Origin of the sequence: Xanthomonas massiliensis, from assembly GCF_900018785.1 — a bacterium.
Lineage (GTDB): Bacteria > Pseudomonadota > Gammaproteobacteria > Xanthomonadales > Xanthomonadaceae > Xanthomonas_B > Xanthomonas_B massiliensis.
Genome location: NZ_FCOY01000006.1, coordinates 164087 through 187278, shown reverse-complemented (window position 1 = coordinate 187278; position 23192 = coordinate 164087). Strand labels below are relative to the sequence as shown.

Genomic DNA, 23192 nt, shown 5'->3' with positions numbered 1-23192 from the left:
GTCCATCCTGTTCAATCGTTGTGGACGTCCGCGTCGTAGCTGCTGCCGCCGGGCTGGCCGTCCTTGCCCAGGCTGGTCAGCTCGAACGGCCGGCCCTCGTCGCCGGGCACCTTGTATTCCACCGGCCGCCCCCACGGGTCGTTGAGCTCGGCCGGCTTGGCATAGGGGCCGAGCCAGCCGGCCACGCCGCCCGGCGCGGCGACCAGGTCCTCCAGCTTGCCCGGCAGGCGTCCGGTATCGAGCTGGTAGTTCTCCACCTTGCCGGCCAGGGTCTGGATCTGCGAGCGCGCCAGGTTCGCCTTGCCGCGGTCGGCGCCGCCGAGCACGCGGCTGCCGACCAGGGTCAGCACCGCGCCGATCAGCACGATGACGATGATGATCTCCAGCAGGCTCATGCCGGCCTGGCGTGCCGGCGACGGCGAACGGGTCGTGGAATGCGGACGGGTCATTGCGGGATTCCTTCGGGTGGCAGGGGTTCCGGGACGGGAAACGGGGCGACCGGCCGGGCGCCGCTGACGGCGAGGCTGCATGGCATTGCCGCCCGGTGGTGGTGCCCGCCGACGGGAAGAGGACGATGGCATGGCTCAGCCCACCGCATTGGTCAGGTCGTACAGCGGCACCAGCACCGCCACGATCACGGTGCCGACCACCGCGGCCAGCACCAGCGTGATCGCCGGCACCAGCGCGGACAGCAGGCGATCGATCAGGCGCGCGCTGTCCTGCTCGAAGGTGTCGGCGGTGCGCAGCAACATGGCATCGAGGGTGCCGGATTCCTCGCCGACCTGGATCATCTGCAGCGCCAGCCGCGGGAAGCGCGCCTGCCGCGACAATGCCGCCGACAGCCCGCGGCCGTTGCGCACGGCCTCGGTGGCCTCGCCCAGGTCCGCGGCCAGCGCCCGGTTGCCCAGCACGTTGCGGGCGATGCCCAGCGCGGCGAGCAGCGGCACGCCGTTGCGCAGCAGCGTGCCCAGCGTGCGCGCCAGGCGCGCGGTCTCCAGCCGTGCCAGCAACGGCCCCAGCAGCGGCCGGCGCAGCAGCCAGGCATCGAATGCGGCGCGGAACCCGGCGTTGCGGCGGAGCCGCTCGAACCCGAGCACAGCCAGTGCCGGGACCGCCAGCAGCAGCGGCCACCACTGCCGCACGAACAGGCCCAGCGCCAGCACTGCGCGGGTGAACCACGGCAGCTGCACGTCCAGGCTCTCGTACATCTGCGCGAACTGCGGCACCACGTAGCCGAGCAGGAACATCAGCGCCAGCCCGACCACGGCCAGCAGGATCGCCGGGTAGACCAGCGCGTTCACCACCCGTCCCTGCAGCTCGCGGCCGCGCTCCAGGTACTCGCCCAGGCGCTGCAGCGTGGCGTGCAGGCTGCCGCCGGCCTCGCCGGCGCGCACCAGGTTCACGTACAGGCGCGAGAACGTGCCGTGCTGGCGCTCCAGCGCCGCCGACAGCGACACGCCGCCGCGTACCTGGTCGCGCACCGCCACGATCGTACGGCGCGCGCGCGCATCCTCGGGCAGGTCCGTCAGGATGCCCAGCGCACGGTCCAGCGGCTGCCCGGCCGCAAGCAGCGTGGCCAGCTGCTGGGTGAACTCCACCAGCGCCGCGCCGCGCAGCCCGCGCCGGCGCAGCAGCGCCTTCCAGCCGGGGCCGTCCTCGCCGTGGGCCGGCCGCGCCTCCACCGGCAAGTGGCCCTGCTCCTGCAGCCGCGCGGCCACCTCGGCGTCGCTGGCCGCCTCCATCTGGCCTTCCAGCATCTCGCCGTGGGCGTCGATGGCTTTGTAGCGATACAGGGGCATCAGAGCCTGGACTCGGAAATCGAAGGAAATCGAACACCGCCGTCCCCGCGCAGGCAGGGACCCAGTGCCTTCGTGCTTTTGCGCGCAAGTCGCTGGGTCCCCGCCTGCGCGGGGACGACGATTGAAACGTAATCGTCGTCGACTACCCCACTATCTCCGGCCACAAATCGTGCCAATAGGGATTGCGTTCCTCGATCAGCCGTATCTTCCATGCCCTGTTCCACCGCTTCAGTCGCTTCTCGTGGACGATCGCCGCCTCCATGGTCGGATGCAATTCGTACCAGACCAGCCGTTGCACCCCGTAGCACTGAGTGAACCCCGGTGCCACATGCTGCCGATGCTGCCAGATGCGGGCGACGAGATTCGATGTGACACCCACGTACAGCGTTCCGTTGCGTTTGCTGGCGAGGATGTAGGTCGCCGGTTGTTTTTCCATGAATCGCATTCCCTTGCGAAATTCCAAGGCGCTGGGTCCCCGCCTGCGCGGAGAAGACGGTCAAGTCGCGGTCTTCCGTCGTCCCCGCGCAGGCGGGGACCCAGCGCCTTTCACGACGGACACAGGAAAGCGACAGCATGCTCATCCCTCCTCCGTCACCCGCAGCACTTCCTCGAGGGTGGTCTGCCCGGCCAGCGCCTTGGCCAGGCCGTCCTCGTACATGGTGCGCATGCCGGCCGCGCGGGCGATGCATTCGATCTCGCCCATGCCGGCGCGTTGCATCACCGCGCGGCGCAGTGCGTCGTCCATCACCAGGAATTCCATGATCGTGGTGCGGCCCAGGTAGCCGGTCGGCGCCAGTGCCGAGGGCTGCGGCCGGTACAGGAAGATCTCGCCCTCGGGCTGCAGCCGGCGCAGGCCGAACTTCTCGATCTGCTCGGGCGTGGCGGCGTAGCGCTGCGCGTGCACCGGCTCGAGCCGGCGCACCAGGCGCTGGGCCAGGATGCCGTTGACGGTGGAGGTCAGCAGGTAGTCCTCCACGCCCATGTCAAGCAGCCGGGTGATGCCGCCGGCGGCGTTGTTGGTGTGCAGCGTGGACAGCACCAGGTGGCCGGTGAGCGCGGACTGGATGGCGATGCGCGCGGTCTCCAGGTCGCGCATCTCGCCGATCATGATGATGTCCGGGTCCTGGCGCACGATCGAGCGCAGCGCGTTGGCGAAGTCCAGGCCGATCTGCGGCCGCGCCTGGATCTGGTTGATGCCCTCGATCTGGTACTCGACCGGGTCCTCGACGGTGATGATCTTGACGTCCGTGGTGTTGAGCTGGCTCAGCGCGGTGTACAGCGTGGTGGTCTTGCCCGAACCGGTCGGGCCGGTCACCAGCACGATGCCGTGCGGCATCTCCAGCACCTTGCGGAACTGCGGCAGGAACGCCTCGGTGAAGCCCAGCCGCTCGAAGTCGAACACCACCGTCTGCCGGTCGAGCAGGCGCATCACCACGCTCTCGCCGTGCGCGGTGGGCACGGTGCTCACGCGCAGGTCCAGCTCCTTGCCCTGCACCCGCAGCATGATGCGGCCGTCCTGCGGCAGGCGGCGCTCGGCGATGTTGAGCCGGGCCAGGATCTTGACGCGGCTGATCACCGCCGCGGTGAGGTCGGCCGGCGGGCTCTCCCCGTCCACCAGCACGCCGTCGACGCGATAGCGCACCTTGAGCCGGTTCTCGAACGGCTCGATGTGGATGTCCGAGGCGCGCAGTTCGACCGCGCGCTGGATGACCAGGTTGACCAGGCGGATCACCGGCGCCTCCGATGCCAGGTCGCGCAGGTGCTCGATGTCGTCCTCGCCGCCGTCCTCGCGCTCGGCGCCTTCGACGATCGCGCCCATCGCACTGCGGCCCTGGCCGTACCAGCGCTCGATCACATCGTCGATCTCCGAGCGAAGTCCGACCTGCGGCCGCACCTGCAGCCCGGTGGCCAGCCGCACCGCCTCGATCGCATAACCGTCGTGGGCGTCGGCCATCCACAGATCGAGGGTATCCGCGTGCACCGCCAGCGGGCACAGGTGGAACTGCTTCATGAAGCGCAGCGACAGGGTGGCCAGTTCCGGCACCGTGTCCGGCGCGGCCTCGGGCAGCTGACGCGCCCCCAGCAGCGGCACCGCCAGCACCTGCGCGGAGGTCTCGGCCTGGTCGCGCTCGGACAGCAGGCCCAGCCGCACCAGCAACGGCAGCAGCCCGCCCCCGGATTCGGCCTGCAGCTGGCGTGCCCGGGCCAGGTCGCCGGCGCGCAGGCGCCCGCTCTCGAGCAGGGCATCGAGGATGCTCGCCTCCAGGGCATGTTCGTCGACGATGGGCCGGGCCAGCACGTTCAATCCATTTTCCTGTGCGTCGTGCCGGACTTTAGCAGTTGGTGGCACGCGTTCTCCGGCCACGATCACGCTCATCGCATCAAACCGCGATGTACTTCGCCGTTAGCCCGATCCCGCCCGCACCAAGGTCGCGTCGCCGTTGGCATCCTGGGCGAACGACGCGCCCTGTCTGCCCATGATCGCTTCCAGACGGGAGCTGCCACTGGCGATGGCGTAGACGTCGGTACGGCTGGACTGCCCGCTCAGCATTGCCAAGGTCCGGTTGCCCGTGCCGTCATAGCCGTGGTTCCACACGATGTTCGAGGCCGTGCTCGTCTGCTGCAGCCGCGACAATGCCGGTTCGTATCGCGCGGTCCCGGATCGTCATATCCAGGGACGGCATGAAAAATACTCGACCTGACATCGTCCTTGCCTTCCTATAGATCTTTCCACACGCTTGCAGCATCTCTAGGCGGATTATTTACAAGCAACTTCAATGCTTCACGATCACTAATTGGCCCAATAATTTTATGCGATTGAATATCAACTTTCATCCAGCCATCCGGATCACCTCGGAACGTCGCATTCCTCCAGGCCAGGATATAACGATCGTTCCAACCAATTCTTTCAATAGAACCTTCCAAAACTCCACCACCTTCCGGCTGCTCACCTGACCGCATAATCAGATAAGTGGATTGGTCGTCCACCTGGCACAGCGCGTAATACGAGTCAATATTCCGGCACCCCGCATTGAATGGATTCAAATCGCAGCCAGCCATAGCCACCGAAAGCAGTAGTATCAAAAATATTCTCATGGCGCTCTACCCGACTCAATCCACCAGTAAATCTGACTCATATTGCCCATTGGCCCGAACGTTGAACGACTCCAATCAGGTGCAACACCATAGGCAAAAGATCGAAAGCTAGATGTGTTTTGCAACAAAAAAATAACGTTGTTAGCATCAAGGGGAGTAATGTCTATTCGATAGCTTCCAACAAATTGCTCCGTAGGATTGAGCCCAGCCTTGATAAGACCGGAAAGCCCAAATTTAGCGGCGTAGTTATTCACCCCTTGCAATGGCGCACATGGATCAGAATTTTTCTTGTGTAATAGAGCCCTTGCTGCGTTTACGCTCGGTGCGCCCATCATCTCATTTACCTGACTCGTTCCTGGCCCGAATGTCCGATCAGTCGGACCTGTTCCGGTTAGCCAGTCCCATGTCATCCCTATGGAGCCTAGCCAATCCAATCCGAGCGGATCGATATTGCTGATCGGATTCCCCCCGACATAGGCATACGTATTCACCCCACCCGCCAGCCCGATCGGATCGCTCTGCAGGTAGCGTCCGCTGTTATCGTCGTACTCGCGGTAGCCGTTGTGCCACAGGTCGCTCTCGCTGTCGTAGTACTGCCCCGGGTAGCCCAGGTTCAATCCGCCAATGCCGTCCTGCACCAGCGTGCGCGCGAACGCCTGGTTGCTCGCCCGCCACACCACCGCCTTGCCGGCGTTCGTCACGATCTCCGGCCGGCCCAGGTGGTCGTCGTGCACCCAGTAGACCTGCCCGCTCCTCACCAGTCCCACCAGTCGCCCCCCGAAATACAGGTAGTCGGTCCACACGTCGCCGGCATCGGCGTGCTCGGACAGCAGCTGGTTGCCCGCCGCATGCACGTAGCGTACCCCGCCCTGGGCACTCTTCCAGCTGCGTTCGCCCTCGGCGTTGGTCGTATAGGCAAATGCCCCGGCCGCGCTCGTCACCGAGGCCAGCCGGCCCAAAGGATCGTAGGCCAGCGTGCGGCCATAGGCCTCGGTCGCACGGCCGTTGGCATCGTAGCTGAACGACGCGCTCTGCCCACCCGTGATCGCCTCCAGCCGGGAACTGCCACTGGCGATGGCGTAGACGTCGGTCCGGCTGGACTGCCCGCTCAGCATCGCCAAGCTCCGGTTGCCCGTGCCGTCATAGCCGTAGTTCCACACGATGTTCGCGGCCGTGCTCGTCTGCTGCAGCCGCGACAATGCGTCGTACCCATAGGCCTGCGTGGCTGCGGTGTTGACCGCGTCGGTCAGCGCGGTGATCCGGTCGTCGGCATCGTAGCCATAGGCCAGGTCCTGCACGCTGGTGCTGCCGTCCTTGACGGCCAGGCCGGTCAGTCGCCCATCCGCATCGAATGCGAAGGTCTGTGCCAGGCCGTTGCCATAGGTCCACGCCGTGGCCGTGCCGAAGGGCGCGTACGTTGCCGCCGCGACCACGCTGGTGGTGGCCCCGTTGACATTGACGGTCATGGACGTGGCCTGCCCGTGGGCATAGCCGTAGCCCACAGCATGGCCGTCCGGGTAGGTGATGGCGCTGGGCCGGCGCAAGTCGTCGTAATAGAAATAGGCCGTATAGCCGGTCTGCACCCCGTTGCCCGTCACCCATTCCGTCTTCGTCGCCGGCAGGCCGTCGGGGGTATAGGTGTAGGTCGTCTGGCTGTCGCCCGGGGCCGACGTCGCGCAAAGCCGGCCCTTGCCATTGGTACAAGTGTCATAGACATAGGTGAGCGCTTGCCCACCCGCGCTCGTGCCGGTCAGGCGGCCCAGGCCATCGTAGGCATAGGTGGTGGCGGTGCCGTCTGCGGCCGTGGAGGACATCGCCAATCCACCGCTGTACTGATAGGTGGTGGTACCCGTATCCGGGCTCGTCCGCCACCAGACCTGACCCAGGCCATCGACGCCATAGCCGGTGGCGAGCCCGCGTGGATCGGTCACCTGGACAAGCTGGCCGACGGCGTCGTAGGCATAGTGGACCTGCCCTCCGAGTGCGTCCTGGACCTGGACGACACGGCGATGGCGATCACGGGCCAGCGTGGTCGTGTTGCCCAGCGAATCCTGCGTGGTCAGCAGGTCGCCATTGGCATCGTAGGTGTAGCGGTAATTCTGCCCATTGTTGCCGCGCTGGGCCTGCACGAGCCCGCCTGCATCGTAGTCGATGTAGGACTGGGCCACGGTGGTATAGGACCAGCTCACGCTGATGCCGCCGCCGTTCTCGAGACAGGCTTCCGACAAGGGGTTTTTCTTGCAGTACGCATCGATCACAGTGACCAGGGTCCCGTCCTGCCGTGACGTAGACGTGACCTGGCCCAGCAGGTTCCTGGAATAAAGCAGGCGCTGACCCTTCGTGGAACTGCCATTGCTCACGCTGGCGCTGGCAAGCCACTTCGGATTACGGGCGTAGTAGTCGTAGCTGATCTGCTGGCCGTCGGGCGCGGTACTGGACACCAGGTTCCCCGCCCCGTCATAGGCAAAGACATAATCCTGGGTACCGCCGTTGAAATACGTCCGGCGCAACGTCATGCGACCCATGCCATCGTAGCCGAACGTGGTGACGTCGCCATTGGGGCCCGTCACCTGCCCCGGCTGGCCCAGCGCCGTGTAGCTGGCATAGGTCGTGGCATGGCCCAGTCCGTTGCTCTCGGACAACAGATTCCCCGACCCGTCGTACTGGCGCGTGACCGTGTCGCCGCTACCTGGTACGGGGCCATCGACGGTCTCGCTGGCAACGAGGTGGTTGCCAGCGACAGCGTAGTCGTACGTCGTCGCCAGGGCCTGTCCGTTCGTGCCGATGGACGTCCTGTTGACCTGGGCAATGCTCGCCAGCAGCCGGGCCCGTTCGTCCCCGTCCGGGTAATAGCTGAAGTTGGTCTCGCTGACGGGCACATCCGTCGAACTGCCAAAAACCTTGATGGTGTTCAGGCGTGCGATGTGGTCGGCATCCCAGGCGTACTGGGTGATCTGTTGCTGGTCGGTCTCGCCATTGGGGCCGATGCCCGCGATCTTCTGGGTCAACCGGTTGTAGGCGTCGTAGGTGTAGTCGGTGGTGACGCCGTTGGCGTCGATCTCGTAGTCGACATTGCCGTTGCCGTCGTACGCGGTGTACTTGCCGCCGGCCGGACAGATGCTGCTGGCAGGGCGCTCGACGCCAATGATTTGGGTGGTACCACCGATTTCCGCGAGTTCGTAGTGCGTCACCTGACCCAATGCGTTGGTAACGTCGACCGAATCGGTGCCGTAGACGAAGGAACTGCGATCGATGCTGCCGTCGCTGCCGAGGCCGGAAGACTTCACCCGTCCGTCGCTGTAATACTCGTACTTGCTGTAGCGAGTGCCATCGATGGTGATGCCGGTCAGGCCGCCCGGCTGCGCGGAATCCTCGTAGAGATAGCCGCGCGTCCCCAACGAATCCGGATAGGTGACCGCCGACAGGTAGCCAGGGCTGTAGGTATAGGTGTAGACCTTGCCGGCGGGATCGGTAATGGTCGCGACCCGCCCCGAAGACCAGGTCAGTCCTATGGACTTGCCCGAGGTGTGGGTGATGGTCGTGACCTGGTCGTTGGTGTACGCGTAGGTCATTCCGATCCCGCGCTCGTCCACGATGCTCAGCGGACGGCCCTGGCTGTCGTAGGTATCGGTCGAGCCGTCCCGATTCGTCAATACCCAGTTCGTTCCACTTTGGACCAGGACATCGCCGTCGTCATCCTTCCACACCCCGGACGCATCTTGACTGAACGTAACTCCATAGCCGCTGGCCCGATAGGCATATATATGGGTCAAAGCCAGCGAACCGTGCGAGCACGACGTCGCACCACTCATCTTGCCGATGCAAATCGCCGATCCGTAAACGAACGTCAGGGTGTATTCCAGACTGGAAGTCCATCGGTACCCAAAAATCCCGTACTTGGTTACGCCCTTGTCGTACAGCCGAAGCAATCCAAACGAAAGAGCATCCTTACCCACGACGAAATCCGTCTCGGGCTTGATCTTGTTGCCGGTAGCGATGACCACCGGTTGGCTGGTGGTCTGTTGCTTTGTCTTGCAGGGATCTTCTTCTTCCGTCTGGATTTTCTCGGCCAGCCGGCTATCCGTTTTCCCAGGGGCGTCACCGATGCTCCCGCCTCCCCGAGGCTCTGCAGGCGTATCACTTTCCGGCGCACCGCTGTATGTGCACACCAGCCCTGTGGTCACGCCGACCACACCTTCCGCCGAAACTGTTCCGGTCCTGGTCGTACAAACTTGGATGACCATTGCATCCGCATGGCCAACCATTCCCAGCCCCACGAACAGCAAGGCTCCCACCCACGGCAGGCGCCGCAATCCCTCACCCCCTAAATCGCCCCAGGACATCATTAACCTCAGTTGAATGGTCCGGAACGGATTCCTACAGGTCTCCTGCCAGCAAGTCAACCTTGCAACTTGGGAAACGATTTCGCAGGGTGGCGTGGGTCACAAATCAAGGCGAGGGACAGTATTGATTTCCAAGATGTGGTCCTGGAGAGAACGCTCACCATCTGCCACGCCACCGCCCCCCCCTCCAACGCGAGCACACCGGCCATCAATGCGGTGGCAACCCTGCTCCGGGTCAGAGGGGCCTGACGAGACATCCCCTGTCCGCCATCATTCCTGCGAAACGGCAATCTACAGCGCCTTCAGGTTGCCCATGTCCACCGCCAGGGCGAGCCGGCCGTCCAGTCCGCGGACACCCAGCTCAGGTTGAGCCTGCGCGGAGGGCGCGCGGGGTACGGCATGAGGATGGTGACGCAGTCGTCGGCAGTGGTCAGGCTGGTGACACCTTCGGGCGCGCCGCTGGGGAAGTGAGCGGACAGCCCGCCGTCGCCTGGCCGTGGGCCATCGGCGCGGCGCAGCGCCAAGAGCGCAACGGCAGGCCCATTCGCAACACATCAGACCTGGCCGCGCTCGCTTCGCGAAACCGCGATGCGGGTTCCGGTGTGCGCGGAACCCGCATCGGCGGATCACGGGCCGGCTACTGCCGCGCGCTCAGGCTGACGCCGCTGTAGGCCGCGGCGCCCACCAGCTTGATGTAGTAGGTGCCGGCCTGGGCCGCGTCGAACCGCACCGTCTCGCTGTTGCCGGCGCGGGTGGACCTGGCGTCGTAGTCGGTCGTGGTCGGCGCCTTGCCGAAGCCGACGTAGACCGAGACGTCGCCGCTGCCGCCGTAGGTGAGGATGCTCAGCGTCTTTCCGGCCTCGGCCTGGAAGCTGTACAGCGTCTCGCTGCCGGCGGCCCCGGACAGGCCGGACACCACCGCCTTGTTGGCCAGCGGGATCGCGGCCGGGCCGCAGTCCCCGGTGCACGGTTCGCTGCCGACGGCGGCCTCCACCGCGGCGGCGGCATCGACGATGCCGGCACCGATCGGCTGGCTGGCGGACGGCGCCACGCTGGGTACGTGCGCGGTGGCCTGCAGGATGTCCAGCACCTCGGTCGGGGTCAGCAGCGGCAGGCCCGCGTCCAGCCGCGCGCCCTGCATCAGCGCCACCACGCCGGAGACGTGCGGCGCCGCCTGCGAGGTGCCGGCGTAGCCGCCGTAGGAATACGAGCTGGTCGGCGAGGTGGTGCCGTTGTTCAGCGCCTGCCAGACGAAACCGTCGTAGGACGTCGTGCCCGACGCGGCGTCGTTGGCGTACACGCCGCCGCCGGGCGCGGCGATCTTCACGATGGCGCCGTAGTTGGAGTAGTACGCGCGCCGGCTGGTCACGCCGGTGGCGGCCACGGCGATCGCGCCGGGGCAGCTGGCGGGCGAATAGTTGGCCGCGTTGGCGCCGCTGTTGCCGGCCGAGACCACCACCACCGCACCCAGCGCATTGGCCTGGGCGATGGCCTGGGCCTGCGGATCGTCGGCCGGGCAGGCGCCGCTGCCGCCCAGGCTCAGGTTGATGACCTGGGCCGGGTGGGCATTGGCGGGCACGCCGTCGACCTGGCCGCCGGCCGCCCACACGATCGCATCGTTGATGTCGCTGTCGTAGCCGCCGCAATGGCCGAGCACGCGCACCGGCAGGATCTTGGCGTTGTAGGCGATGCCGGCCATGCCGACGCCGTTGTTGGTCAGCTCGGCGCCGGCGGTGGAGGCCACGTGGGTACCGTGCCAGGAGCTGTCGTCCGGCGGGTTGGCGGCGTTGGTGCACTCGCTCAGCCACGGCTCCTCCGTGGTCCAGTCGCCGAGGTCCCAGCCGCCCGGGGCACGCCCATCGCTGTCGCGCCCGGACACGAAGCTGTCGGTGATGAAGTCGTAGCCGGCGTCGGCCAGGGAAGTGTCGATGTCCGGGTGGGCGGTGATGCCGGTATCCAGCACCGCGATCACGATGCCGTTGCCGTCGGCCAGGTCCCAGGCGTTGGCCACGTTGGCACCGCCGGCGTTGGCCGAGCCGTAGTAGGTGGCGGCCCCGTCGGGAGCCTTCAGGTGCCACTGGTACTGGCCGAAATAGGGATCGCTGGGAGTGAAGGTGGCCGGCGCCAGCTTGGCGGCGGCGATGTCGCGCACCGGGCGGCGCAGGTGGTCGATCGCCACCTTGGCCACCGTCGGATCGGCGGCGACCTGGCGCATGAACGCCTCGGCCGCGACGCGATCGAGCTTGCGCGACACGCGCACCAGGTCGCTGCCGCCGGCCAGCTTGCGCAGGTAGCGGGTCGTCACCGGCAGGGACTTGCCTGTCGGCTGCGTGCGCGCCAGCACGGCATCGAGGTTCTTCTCGATCAGCGCGCCCTTGTTCCTGGCCGCCGTGCCCTCCTTGTAGGTGATGATGAAGCGCCCGAAGAACGGCTGTTCGTCCTCGCCCCCCAGGAAGGAACGGGCCGGATCCGGCGGCAGGACCTTCTCGGCCGCCACCGCACCGAACGAGGCGACAAGGGTGCCCAGCAGCATCGCCGCCGCGCCGGTACGTAGTGTGTTGATGGTCATCTCCAATGCTCCATGTGAAAGAACGGTAGTCCGGTATCACTCCTGCACGTGCCACTCCTGCACTGCTGCCACTTCCGATCGACCCGCTTTTGCCGCTTCTCCATGCATGCCGTCTGCCGGTTTCCCGGCGTCACCAGCCGAAGCCGGCACCCACGCCGACCGACTTGTCGTCGCCGCTGAACGCGCCGCCCAGGGTCACCGTGGCGCGCTCGCTGATCGCGCGCTGGTAGCCCAGCGACAACGCCGATTGCCCGCTCTGGAAGCCGACGCCGACGCCGACCCGGTTCTGGGTGCGGATGCCGGCCGCGCTGGTGGCCATGTTCAGCATCGCCGCGTTCATCGCGCCCTGGCGGTCGATGCGGCGGTCGGTGCGGCGCAGCCGGTCGTCGATCTCGCCCTTGTACATCTCGAAGCTGTCGCTCAGCGCGCCGAAGCGGCTGTCGGCGTAGCTGTTGGCGCTGGACAGCATCTGCTCGTCGGCCGCGCGCATCTGTTGCACGTTGACCGCGTCGGTATCGGCACTGCCGGCGGCGACGTTGGCGACCTGGCGTTCCTGGCCGACCGCTCCCACCGATACCGTGTTGGCGCGATCGGCGAGCGAGCCCTGGCCCAGGGCGACTGCGCCTTCTGCCGTCACGCTGGCGCCCTGGCCAATGGCGGTGCCGGAGGTCGCGGTGACGCTGGCCCCCTGGCCGACGGCCGTTCCAGACGCCGTGGTGACGCTGGCGCTTTCGCCCACCGCCACCGCGTTGGTCGCCTCGGCACCGACGTGGGTGTTGGCGCCATAGGCCGTGCTGCCGTCGGCATCGACCCGGGCATTGCTGCCGTAGGCCGTGTCGTTCGGGCCATGGGCATAGGCGTTGGTGCCGACCGCGCTGCCGCTGGCGTGGTTGGCGCGGGCGCCCTCGCCGTAGGCGGTGCCTTCGCCGGCCTCGCTGGCCGCCCGGCTCGTGCCGCCGGCGCCAGCGGCAATGCCGCCGCCGAGCGCGGTGACCTGCGTATCCAGCGCCGCCAGCGCCGCGCCCACGTTGTCGTAGCTGGTGCCCTGGATCACGTAGCTCGGCGCGACGAACGCCCCCTGCGCGCCGAGGCCCGCCCCGCCGCCGAGCAGGGCGGCGATGTTGCCCAGCGACTGGAACAGCTGTCCGCCGTTGATGGCGTCCAGGCTGCCCAGCGCCACCGCCCCGGCCGCCACGTTGCCCAGGCGCGTGCCGTGCAGGCCGGACAGGGTCAGGCTGTCGCGATCCGCGTCGTCGTAGGCGACCGCGTTGGCGACGACACCCTCGACCGAACCGATGCGGCCGTCGATGTCGCTGACCCGCGATTCGACCGCCCCCACGCGCTGGTTGGTGACGTACAACTGGCCGCCGGTGATCGCATCGGTACTGCCCTCGGCCACGCGACCGGCGCCGACGTTGACGATGCGGCGGGTCGCCGGCGCGTCGGCACCGTTGCCGCCGCCGACGGAGACGACGTTGGCCTCGGTGGCCCGGGCGCCGGCGCCGAGGGCGACACTGTTGGCACCGGAAACGCCGGCGCCTGCACCGATGGCGATGCTGCCCGTGCCATTGCTGGCGAAGGCGCCATAGCCGATGGCCACGCCATTGCTGGCGGTGATCGAGGTTGCGCGTCCGATCGCGGTGCTGTTGGCGGCCCGCGCGGAGCTGTCCGCGCCGATCGCGGTGGCGCCGGTGGCAGTGGCGCTGGCGCCGCTGCCCAGCGCACTGGAACGGGCGCCGCTGGCGGACGCGCCGGAACCGGCGGCCACGCTCTCCTCGCCGCTGGCCGTGGCCACGCCGGCGCCGTTGGCCTGGAACCCCGCGCTCGTCGCCTCGACGGTGGCGGCCACCGCATCGAGCTGCGACTTGTTCACCGCGTCGGTCTCGCCGACCGCGTCGGCCACGTTGACGATGCGGCGCGTGGCCGGCGAGGTGGTGCCGTCGCCGCCGCCGACCGAGACCACGTCGGCCTCGCTGGCGCGCGAACCGGCGCCCAGCGCCACGCTGTTGGCGCCGTTGGCCCAGGCCGAGGCGCCCAGCGCGGTGGCGTTGACGCCGCCGTAAGCATACGAGTCCTGGCCGATGGCAGTGGCGCCCTGCGAGGTGGCCCAGGCGAACTGGCCCAGCGCGGTGGCCTGCGCGGCGGTCGCCCAGGCGGTCGCGCCGACCGCGGTGGCATCCTCGCCGGTGGCGCGCGCACTGGCGCCGACGCCGGTGGCATAGGCGCCGCTGGCGGTGGCGCCATACCCGAGTGCGCTGGCGTAGCGGCCCGAGGCCAGGCTGCCCCAGCCCAGCGCCGCGGCGTAGTCGCCGCCGGCGTCGGCGCCGTAGCCGAGCGCGGTGGTACGCACGCCGCCGGCGCTGCTGAACGCCCCCAGCGCGGTGCCGTAGTCGCTGTCCGCCGCGCTGCCGTAGCCGACCGCGGTGGACTGCAGGCCGGCGGCGGTGGCACCGGCGCCGGTGGCGGTGGCGAACGCGCCGGAGGCTTCGGCACCGGCGCCGAAGGCGCTCGCCCCGGCGGCGCTCGCGGTGGTGCTGCGGTCGAGCAGCACGTTGCCGTCCTCGTCGGTGTAGTACAGCGCGCCGCCGACCGCGGTGGCCGACTCGGCCGAGGCGGTGGCGTTGTAGCCCGAAGCAGTGGCGTAGCGGCCGATCGCCAGCGCACCGCTGCCGATCGCGCTGGCACCGGTCTCGTAGGCGCTGGCGGCCTCGCCGATCGCCGTGGCGTAGTCGCCATCGACATAGGCACCGACATCGCTGCCAGCGCCGCCGGAGGCCTGGAAGTACTTGCTGGTGGCCTGCGCCACCTCGGCCACGGCGTTGAGCTGGTCCAGGTTCACCGCGTCGGTGCCCTCGGTGCCGGCGGCGACATTGGCGATCTGGCGTTCGGCACCGGCATCGCCGACCGACACGGTGTTCTCGCGGTCGGCCACCGAACCGGCGCCCAGCGCCACGCTGTTGGCCGCTCCCGCCAGGGCACTTTCGCCCACGGCGGTGGCACTTCCGGCATCGGCCCAGCTGTTCCAGCCGAGCGCGGTGGCGTAGTCCTGGGTGGCCCATGCGCCGGCGCCGAACGCCGAGGCGCCCGTCCCGGCGGCCTGGGCCGGGATCAGGCCGAAGAAGGTCGATCCGCCCACCGCGACGCTCTCGTCGCCGCTGGCCTGGCTGGACTCGCCCACCGCCACCGCACCGGAACCGGAGGCGTTCGCCGAGGCGCCGACCGCGGTGGCGTAGTCGCTCGCGGCGGAGGCGCCATAGCCCAGGGCCGAGGCGAGGAAGCCGCCGGCCGCGCTGTAGCTGCCCAGCGCGGTCGCTCCCTGGCCGCTGGCCTCGCTGCGGAACCCGGTCGCGGTGGCCTGCGTTTCCGAGGCGAGCGCCTCGCTGCCGCTGGCGGTGGCATAGGCGCCGGAGGCTTCGGCACCGGCGCCGGTGGCGCTGGCGCCGATCTCGCTGGCCAGCGCACCGGCCCCGAGGGCGATGCTGGTCTCGCCCAGCGCCTGGCTGTCCAGGCCGAGGGCCACCGCCCCCACGTCCGTGGCCAGCGCATTGAAGCCCACCGCGGTGGCGTTGTCGGCGAAGGCGGTCGCGCCGCTGCCCAGCGCGATGGCGCCGTTGCCGATGGCATTGCTGGCCTCGCCGGCCGCCAGCGCGTTGTCGCCTTCCACATAGGCGCCGGCATCGCTGTCGTCGCTGCCGGAGGCCTTGAAGTACTTGTCGGTGGTCGCCGCGGCCGCCGCCACTTCCTGCAGCTGCGCCACGTTCACCGCATCGGTGGCTTCGGTACCGGCGGCGACATTCGTGATCTGGCGTTCGGCCCCGGCGCTGCCGACCGAGACGCTGCGGTCGCGCTCGGCCACCGCGCCGGCACCGAGCGCCACCGCATTGGCACCGCTCGCCGCCGCGCCGGCGCCGATGGCGATGGCGCTCTCGGCATCGGCCAGCGTGTTGGTACCCAGGGCGATGGTGTTGACGTCGTTGGCCAGTGCCTGGAAACCGCCGGCGAAGCTGTAGTTCGCATAGCCGAACGCACCGCGGCCGATCGCCACCGCGCTCGTGCCGGGTGCCCAGCTGTCGTAGCCGATCGAGGTGGCGCCGCTGCCGCTGGCCCACGCACCGGCACCGAACGCCGAGGCGTTGATGCCCGTGGCCCAGGCGCTGGCGCCGAAGGCGCTCGCCCCGTCCTGCGTCGCCCACGCATAGGCGCCCACCGCGCTGCTGTCCCCACCGCTGGCCCAGGCGTCGTCGCCGATGGCGGTGCTGTAGCTCCCGCTGGCGCGGGACTTGTAGCCGCCGGCGAAGCTGCGATCGCCGGTGGCCTGCGCACCGTAGCCGAACGCGTTGCTGACCTCGCCGGTGGCCTGCGCTCCGGCACCGACGGCCGTAGCGCCCTCGGCCGCCGTGGTGCCGGTCAGCACCGGCCTGCCGTCTTCGTCGACGATCGGCGAGTTGTACTGGTCGTAGGCCTGGCCCTGGCCGCCGATGGCGGTGGCACTGGTACCCGCGGCCGAACTGGCGCGGCCCATCGCCACGCTGTCCTCGCCCAGGGCCAGCGCGGCGTTGCCGAACGCCGCGGCGCCGTCGCCGTAGGCACTGGCCACCGCGCCGGCGGCTACCGCACCGTTGCCCTCGGCATAGGCGCCCAGTCCGTTGTCCGCGTCCGCCGATGCCTGGAAATACTTGCCGGTGGCCTGCGCCACGCCGGCCACCTCCTGCAGCTGCGCCACGTTCACCGCATCAGTGGCTTCGGTACCGGCGGCGACATTCGTGACCTGGCGCTCGCTGCCCACGTCGCCGACCGACACCGTGTCGGCCCGGTTGGCGGTGGAGTTGGCGCCGAGGGCGACGCTGTTGGCCCCCAGGGCGGTGCTGTAGTAGCCGATCGCGGTGCTGTCGGCGCCGCTGGCCCACGACTCGGCGCCCAGCGCGGACGCATTCGTTCCCGGCGCATAGGCGAAGTAGCCGATCGCCGTGCTCTCCGCCCCGGCCGCCTCCGACAGGGTGCCGGCGGCCAGGCCGTAGTCGCCGGAAGCGATCGCGCCGGCACCCAGGGCCGCGGCGGCCTCGCCGCTGGCCTGCGTGGACACGAACAGGCCCCAGCCGGGGATCAGGTCGACCGGCCCGCCGATGGCGACGCTGCTGGTGCCCGACGCGGTGCTCTGGGTCCCGACCGCGGTCGCATAGTCGCCCACCGCATTGGCCACCGCACCGAACGCCGAGGCCTGCGCGCCCGGCGCATAGGCGCCCACGCCGAATGCCGAGGCGGCGAACCCGCCGGCGTCGGCGCTGGCGCCGACCGCGGTCCCGCCCACGCCGGCGCTGGTCGCGCCGGTCTCCACCGGCACGCCGCCGCTGGTGATCAATGCATTGCCGTCCTCGTCCACCGCGTTGCCGCCCACCGCCACGCTGCCGGGACCGGTGGCCTGGGCGTTGTTGCCGAAGGCGGCGCTGTTCTGGCCGCTGGCCAGTGCGTTGAAGCCCACCGCGGTGGCGTTGTCGGCGAAGGCGATCGCGCCGCTGCCCAGCGCGATGGCGCCGTTGCCGATGGCATTGCTGGCCTCGCCGGCGGCCAGCGCGTTGTCGCCTTCCACATAGGCGCCGGCATCGCTGTCGTCGCTGCCCGATGCCTGGAAATACCGGCCGGTGGCCTGCGCCACATCGGCTACCGCCTGCAGCTGTGCCACGTTCACCGCGTCGGAGGCTTCGGTACCGGCCGCGACATTCGTGACCTGGCGCTCGCTGCCCGCGTCACCGACCGACACGGCGTTCTCGCGCCCGGCCACGGAGCCGGTGCCCAGCGCAACCGCGCCCTTGGCCGAGGCGACCGCGTCGGCGCCCAGGGCCAGCGCGTCCGTTGCGGTCGCGCTGGAGAAGTTGCCGAGCGCGGTGCTGTTCAGGCCAGCCGCATAGGCCGCGCCGCCCACCGCGGTGGCGTAGTCGCCGGACGCCTCGGTCGGCAGCAGGCCCCAGAAGGCGCCGCCCACCGCGACGCTGTTGTCGCCGCTGGCGATCGCGTTGGAGCCCAGCGCGGTGGCGTCGTCGTGGCTGGCCAGCGCACCGAAACCGACGGCGGTGGCGGACGCTGCGCCGGCCAGCGCGCCATAGCCGAGCGCCGTGGCCCCGAAGCCGGTGGCGGCGCTGTAGCCGCCATAGGCCGCGGCACCGTCGGCGCTGGCCTCGGCGCGGAAACCGCCCGCCGTGGATTGCAGCCCCGAGGCCACCGCCTCGCTGCCGGTGGCGGTGGCGTAGGCGCCCCCGGCGACGGACCCCGCCCCGATCGCGGTGGCACCGCTCTCCCCGGCGCGGGTGCCGGCACCGATCGCCACGGCCTGGTCGCCCGCGGCCGTGGCCCCGCTGCCGACCGCGACGGCGCCTTCGCCCGCGGCCTTCGCACTGCCGTCGACCACGCATTCGTCGACCAGGCCGCTGGCCAGGACCACGCACGGCTTGTTGCCACCGACTTCCACCGATTGCGCCGCCGCCGGCGGCATCGCCGAGCCATAGCCGGCCAAGGCCAGCACCAGCGCCACCGGCAGCGCCGCCCGCGTCCCGACCGCGCTGCCCTGCCCGCCGCGTCCGTCCGATGCCTTCCCCCGCCCGGACGCCAGTTCCGATGCCACGATCCACTGGCCCAGCGCGCGATTCCACACCTTGCGATAAATCCGGTTCATCGACTGCTCCTTGTTGGGAAGGCTGTGTTTTCTGGAACTAGAAACACGCATTTCCGGCCGATCACGTCCTGCATGGCCTGGAATCCGGTGGCGCTTCGCGGGGGAAGGAACGGGTCCTCGGCAACGGCCGAAGATCGAACCTGAACGCCAATAAACTGTCGAATGGAGACGCTTGTTAGCAGTCGATGACAAATCGAGTCAAGTTTTTGTCACTTTGTGACATTCATCACACGAATTTCGGACATGATCCGAAACGCCACCCAAGATCCATGGAAGATCTGCAAACGCGCAGCCAACAGCCAGCTATTGCAAAAACCTTGGCATCCGCGCCCAGCTGCCTCGGGGCGGCGCCAGGCAAAAAAAATCCCGCCAACGCACGCGTTGGCGGGATCCGTCGCTTCCCCGGGCCGGATCAGGCGCTCAGGCCACCCATACCCGTGCATTGCGGAACATGCGCAGCCAGGGCGAGTCGGCCGGCCAGTCCGCCGGTGCCCAGCTCAGGTTGAGCGTGCGCGGGGTGCGCTCGGGATGCGGCATGAGGATGGTGACGCGACCGTCGGTCGTGGTCAGGCCGGTGATGCCTTCGGGCGAGCCGTTGGGATTGAGCGGATAGGCCGTCGCCGCCTGGCCGTGGCCATCGACGTAGCGCAGCGCCACGCGCGCGGCGGCCTGCTCGACCGCACTGGCGAACTCGGCCCGGCCCTCGCCGTGGGCCACGGCCACCGGCAGGCGCGCGCCTTCCATGCCGCGCAGGAAGATCGAGGGCGATTCCACCACTTCCAGCAGGGCCGTGCGTGCCTCGAACTGCTCACTGCGGTTGCGCACGAAGCGTGGCCAGCCGTCGGCGCCGGGGATGATCTCCTTGAGCTGGCTGAGCATCTGGCAGCCGTTGCACACGCCCAGGGCGAAGCTGTCGCTGCGGGCGAAGAACGCGGCGAACATCGCGCGCAGCGCCGGCCGCTCCAGGACCGAGGTCGCCCAGCCGCGGCCGGCGCCGAGCACGTCGCCGTAGCTGAAGCCGCCGCACGCGGCCAGGCCGCGGAAACCGGCCAGGTCCACGCGCCCGGCGACCAGGTCGCTCATGTGCACGTCGAAGCTGTCGAAGCCGGCGCGCTCGAACGCGTTGGCCATCTCGATCTGGCCGTTGACGCCCTGCTCGCGCAGGATCGCCACCTTCGGCCGCGCCCCGGTGGCGACGAACGGCGCGGCCACGTCCTCGGCCGGATCGAAGGTCAGGCGCGGCTTCAGCCCCGGCGCGGCGAAATCGCGCGCCGCCGCGCGCTCGGCATCGGCCGCCTCGGGGTTGTCGCGCAGCTTCTGCATGGCGTGGCTGACCGACCACCACGCGTCGAACAGCTCTTCCCAGCGCCACTCGGCCAGCACGTCCTGGCCCTCGATGACGCGCACCACCGGCGCGGTGGTCGGCCGTGCGATGCGCTGCGCGCATTCGGTCAGCGCATGGCGCTCGACCAGGTCGGCGAACGCGGCGCGGTTCTCGCCGGCCACCTGCACGATCGCGCCCAGCTCCTCGTTGAACAGGGCGCGGAACGGATCCTCGCCCCAGCCGTCCAGGCCGATGTCCAGGCCCAGGTGCGAGGCGAAGGCCATCTCGCACAGCGCGGCGAAGGCGCCGCCGTCGCTGCGGTCGTGGTAGGCCAGCAACAGCCCGTCGCGGCGCGCATCGCGCACCAGCTCGAAGAAGCCGCGCAGGCGCTGCGGGTCGTCCAGGTCCGGCACCGGCCCGGCGAACGCGGGCAGCGCGCCTTCGCCCGGGTGCACCTGCGCCAGCACCGAGCCGCCCAGGCGCTGCTTGCCGGCGCCCAGGCCGATCAGCCACAGGTCGGTATCGGCCTCGCGCGCGAGCAGCGGGGTGAGCTGGGTGGACGCATCGGCGACCGGTGCGAAGGCCGAGACCACCAGCGACACCGGCGAGACGCTCCTGTGCGCCGGCGCGGACGCAGGAGCGGCGTCCGAAGCGCCGCCATCCCATTGCGCCTGCATGGACAGCGAGTCCTTGCCGACCGGGATGGCCAGGTCCAGGTCGGGGCACAGCGCCATGCCCACCGCGCGGACCGCGTCGTACAGCAGCGCGTCCTCGCCGTCGAACCCGGCCGCGGCCATCCAGTTGGCCGACAGCTTGACCGTGTCCAGGGTCTCCACCGGCGCGGCGCACAGGTTGGTGATCGCCTCGCCCACCGCCATGCGCGCGGCCGCCGCCGAATCCAGCAATGCCAGCGGCGCGCGCTCGCCGATCGCCATCGCCTCGCCGGCCACGGTGTCGAAGCCGGCCAGGGTGATGGCGCAATCGGCCACCGGCAGCTGCCACGGGCCGACCATCTGCTCGCGCGCGGTCAGCCCGCCGACGCTGCGATCGCCGATGGTGACCAGGAAGCTCTTGGCCGCCACGGTGGGATGGGCCAGCACGCGCAGGCCGGCCTGGTGCAGTTCCAGGCCGCGGGTGGCCAGCTCGGGCCAGTGCGGCGCCGGCGGATGGACGGTATCGCGGTGCATCTTCGGCGGCTTGCCGAACAGCACGTCCATCGGCAGGTCGATCGGGTGAGCGGAGGCGCTTGCGCCCCCCCGGTCCGCGCCTTCGCCAACGCCCGCAGGCTGCGCCTGGGGGCCGGATACCGGGATTTCCGCCTGCGCGGCACTGCCGCGCAGGTCATCCGGACGCCCGGCGCGCTGTGCCGGGCCGGGAAGGGCCCCGTGCACAACACTGCCGCGCTGTTCGTCCAAATCCCCACCGTGCGGCGCAGGGCCGGAAAGGGCCTCATGCGCAACACCGCCCCCCTGCCCGTCCGGATCCCCACCGCGCGGCGCCGGGCCGGGCACGTCGTCGCGCGCGCCACTGCCGCCGTAGACGCTCGCCACGGTCGCGCCGTACCCGGCCACCAGCCGCTGCTCGGCGGTGGCCACGCCGACCGTGGCGAACGGGCAGCGCTCGCGCTCGCAGATCGCGGCGAACTCGGCCAGCCGCGCCGCCGGGACACCGAGCACGTAGCGCTCCTGCGATTCGTTGCACCACAGTTCCAGCGGCGACAGCGAGGGATCGTCGCTGGGCACCTTGTCCAGGTCGATCACCCCGCCCACGCCGGAATCGTGCAGCAGCTCGGGGATGGCGTTGGACAGGCCACCGGCACCGACGTCGTGGAAGAAGTGGATGGGGTTGTCCTCGCCCAGCGCCACGCAGCGGTCGATGACCTCCTGGCAGCGCCGCTCCATCTCCGGGTTGTCGCGCTGCACGCTGGCGAAATCCAGGTCCTCGGCGCTGTCGCCGGAGGCCACCGAACTGGCCGCGCCGCCGCCCAGGCCGATCAGCATCGCCGGACCGCCGAGCACGATCACCGCGTCGCCGGGCTGCAGCTTGATCTTCTGCACCTGCACCCGGTCGATCGCGCCGATGCCGCCGGCCAGCATGATCGGCTTATCGTAGGCGCGCACCAGGCCCGGCGCCTGCGCCAGCTCGAAGCTGCGGAAGTAGCCGAGCAGGTTGGGCCGGCCGAACTCGTTGTTGAAGGCGGCACCGCCGAGCGGGCCGTCGAGCATGATCTCCAGCGCCGGCGCCATCCGCGGGTTGAGCGCACGCGGCGCCTCCCAGGGCTGCGGCAGGGTCGGGATGCGCAGGTGCGAGACGGTGAAGCCGGTCAGCCCGGCCTTGGGCTTGCCGCCGCGGCCGGTGGCGCCCTCGTCGCGGATCTCGCCGCCCGCGCCGGTGGCCGCGCCCGGGAACGGCGCGATCGCGGTGGGATGGTTGTGGGTCTCGACCTTGATGCAGAACGCCGAGCCGGTCACCGGCTCGGCCCGGTAGCGGCCGCTGGCCGGGTCGGGCCGGTAGCGCGCCGCCGGCAGGCCCTCGACCACCGCGGCGTTGTCGCTGTAGGCGCTGAGCGTGTGCTGCGGGGTGTGCTGCTGGGTGTTCTTGATCATGCGGAACAGCGAGCGGTCCTGTTGCTTGCCGTCGATGGTCCAGCTGGCGTTGAAGATCTTGTGCCGGCAGTGCTCGGAGTTGGCCTGCGCGAACATCATCAGTTCCACGTCCGAGGGATCGCGGCCCAGCGCGGCGAAGCGTTCGCGCAGGTAATCGATCTCGTCGCCCGCCAGGGCCAGGCCCAGGCGCACGTTGGCCTGCTCCAGCTCCGCCAGGGAAATGCGCTGCAGCGGCTTGCGCGGCGGCGCGGCGAACAGCGCCTGCGCCGCCGCATCCGAATCGAGCAGCGACTGGGTCATCGGGTCGTACAGCAGCCTGGCCAGCGCCGCCTGGGCGGCGGCATCGTCCGGCCAGCCGGCCAGGTCCAGGCGCATGCCGCGCTCGACCCGGGCCACCGCCACGCCGGCACCGGCGATCAGCTCGGTGGCCTTGCTCGACCACGGCGAGCGCGTGCCCAGGCGCGGCACCACCCAGCGCGACACCGCCCCGGCCTCGCGCGCGGCCGGCTCGGGACGGGCCTCGAGGATGCGCTGCAGGGTGGCCAGGTCGGGCGCCTGGCCCAGGCGTGGCTGGATGAAGAAGACCTGCCAGGCGCCGGCGATGTGCAGCCCGGGGGCGATGGCGTGGAGGCGGGATTCGAGCCGGGTGCGGCGGAACGGCGACAGGGCGGAAGCGCCCTCGAGGACGATCATGTCCGGGAAACCGTGGCAGATGACGGGCCCGCCATTGTACCGGAGCGGCCCGCCGGGCCGGCCGGGCGCCGCAAACGCGAAGGCCGCCCGGAGGC

The 23192-nt window shown here is 69.7% G+C and carries 10 protein-coding genes; all 10 read right to left on the bottom strand.

Annotation, left to right across the window (positions count from 1 at the left end; all coding sequences use genetic code 11):
* Window positions 1–11 precede the first annotated feature (11 nt).
* Entirely contained in the window at window positions 12–449 is a 438-nt protein-coding gene (gene gspG, locus BN3794_RS04120) for a type II secretion system major pseudopilin GspG (RefSeq protein ID WP_066093795.1), read from the bottom strand.
* 135 nt (window positions 450–584) lie between these two features.
* Complete coding sequence (gene xpsF, locus BN3794_RS04115) at window positions 585–1799, bottom strand: type II secretion system protein XpsF (RefSeq protein ID WP_066093792.1); 1215 nt, start codon at window positions 1797–1799, stop codon at window positions 585–587.
* A 142-nt stretch (window positions 1800–1941) separates the two neighbouring features.
* Window positions 1942–2235, bottom strand: a complete 294-nt coding sequence (locus BN3794_RS04110; RefSeq protein WP_066096959.1) for a GIY-YIG nuclease family protein — start codon at window positions 2233–2235, stop codon at window positions 1942–1944.
* A 141-nt stretch (window positions 2236–2376) separates the two neighbouring features.
* Complete coding sequence (gene gspE / locus BN3794_RS04105; protein WP_425476706.1) at window positions 2377–4098, bottom strand: type II secretion system ATPase GspE; 1722 nt, start codon at window positions 4096–4098, stop codon at window positions 2377–2379.
* Between the two features lie 105 nt (window positions 4099–4203).
* Window positions 4204–4434 carry a hypothetical protein gene (locus BN3794_RS04100; RefSeq protein WP_066093785.1) on the bottom strand — a complete coding sequence of 77 codons (231 nt, stop codon included), beginning with the start codon at window positions 4432–4434 and terminating at the stop codon, window positions 4204–4206.
* Window positions 4435–4517: 83 nt separating this feature from the next.
* Complete coding sequence (locus tag BN3794_RS16235) at window positions 4518–4895, bottom strand: hypothetical protein (RefSeq protein ID WP_147675646.1); 378 nt, start codon at window positions 4893–4895, stop codon at window positions 4518–4520.
* Complete coding sequence (locus BN3794_RS04095) at window positions 4892–9238, bottom strand: RHS repeat-associated core domain-containing protein (protein WP_160330884.1); 4347 nt, start codon at window positions 9236–9238, stop codon at window positions 4892–4894. The genes BN3794_RS16235 and BN3794_RS04095 overlap by 4 nt, the downstream gene beginning before the upstream one ends.
* A gap of 637 nt (window positions 9239–9875) precedes the next feature.
* Window positions 9876–11807: a S8 family serine peptidase gene (locus tag BN3794_RS04090; protein WP_066093779.1), complete on the bottom strand. Its 1932-nt coding sequence runs from the start codon at window positions 11805–11807 to the stop codon at window positions 9876–9878.
* 130 nt (window positions 11808–11937) lie between these two features.
* Window positions 11938–18474: an ESPR-type extended signal peptide-containing protein gene (locus tag BN3794_RS04085; protein WP_066093776.1), complete on the bottom strand. Its 6537-nt coding sequence runs from the start codon at window positions 18472–18474 to the stop codon at window positions 11938–11940.
* A 420-nt stretch (window positions 18475–18894) separates the two neighbouring features.
* Window positions 18895–23097 (bottom strand): phosphoribosylformylglycinamidine synthase, encoded by a 4203-nt coding sequence (purL, locus tag BN3794_RS16810; protein WP_066093773.1) that lies wholly within the window; start codon window positions 23095–23097, stop codon window positions 18895–18897.
* Between the last annotated feature and the right edge of the window lie 95 nt (window positions 23098–23192).

Coding starts and splice junctions, on each gene's coding strand:
- gspG (WP_066093795.1), bottom strand. CDS start 449: ATGACCCGTCCGCATTCCACGACCCGTTCGCCGTCGCCGGCACGCCAG.
- xpsF (WP_066093792.1), bottom strand. CDS start 1,799: ATGCCCCTGTATCGCTACAAAGCCATCGACGCCCACGGCGAGATGCTG.
- BN3794_RS04110 (WP_066096959.1), bottom strand. CDS start 2,235: ATGGAAAAACAACCGGCGACCTACATCCTCGCCAGCAAACGCAACGGA.
- BN3794_RS16235 (WP_147675646.1), bottom strand. CDS start 4,895: ATGAGAATATTTTTGATACTACTGCTTTCGGTGGCTATGGCTGGCTGC.
- BN3794_RS04095 (WP_160330884.1), bottom strand. CDS start 9,238: ATGTCCTGGGGCGATTTAGGGGGTGAGGGATTGCGGCGCCTGCCGTGG.
- BN3794_RS04090 (WP_066093779.1), bottom strand. CDS start 11,807: ATGACCATCAACACACTACGTACCGGCGCGGCGGCGATGCTGCTGGGC.
- BN3794_RS04085 (WP_066093776.1), bottom strand. CDS start 18,474: ATGAACCGGATTTATCGCAAGGTGTGGAATCGCGCGCTGGGCCAGTGG.
- purL (WP_066093773.1), bottom strand. CDS start 23,097: ATGATCGTCCTCGAGGGCGCTTCCGCCCTGTCGCCGTTCCGCCGCACC.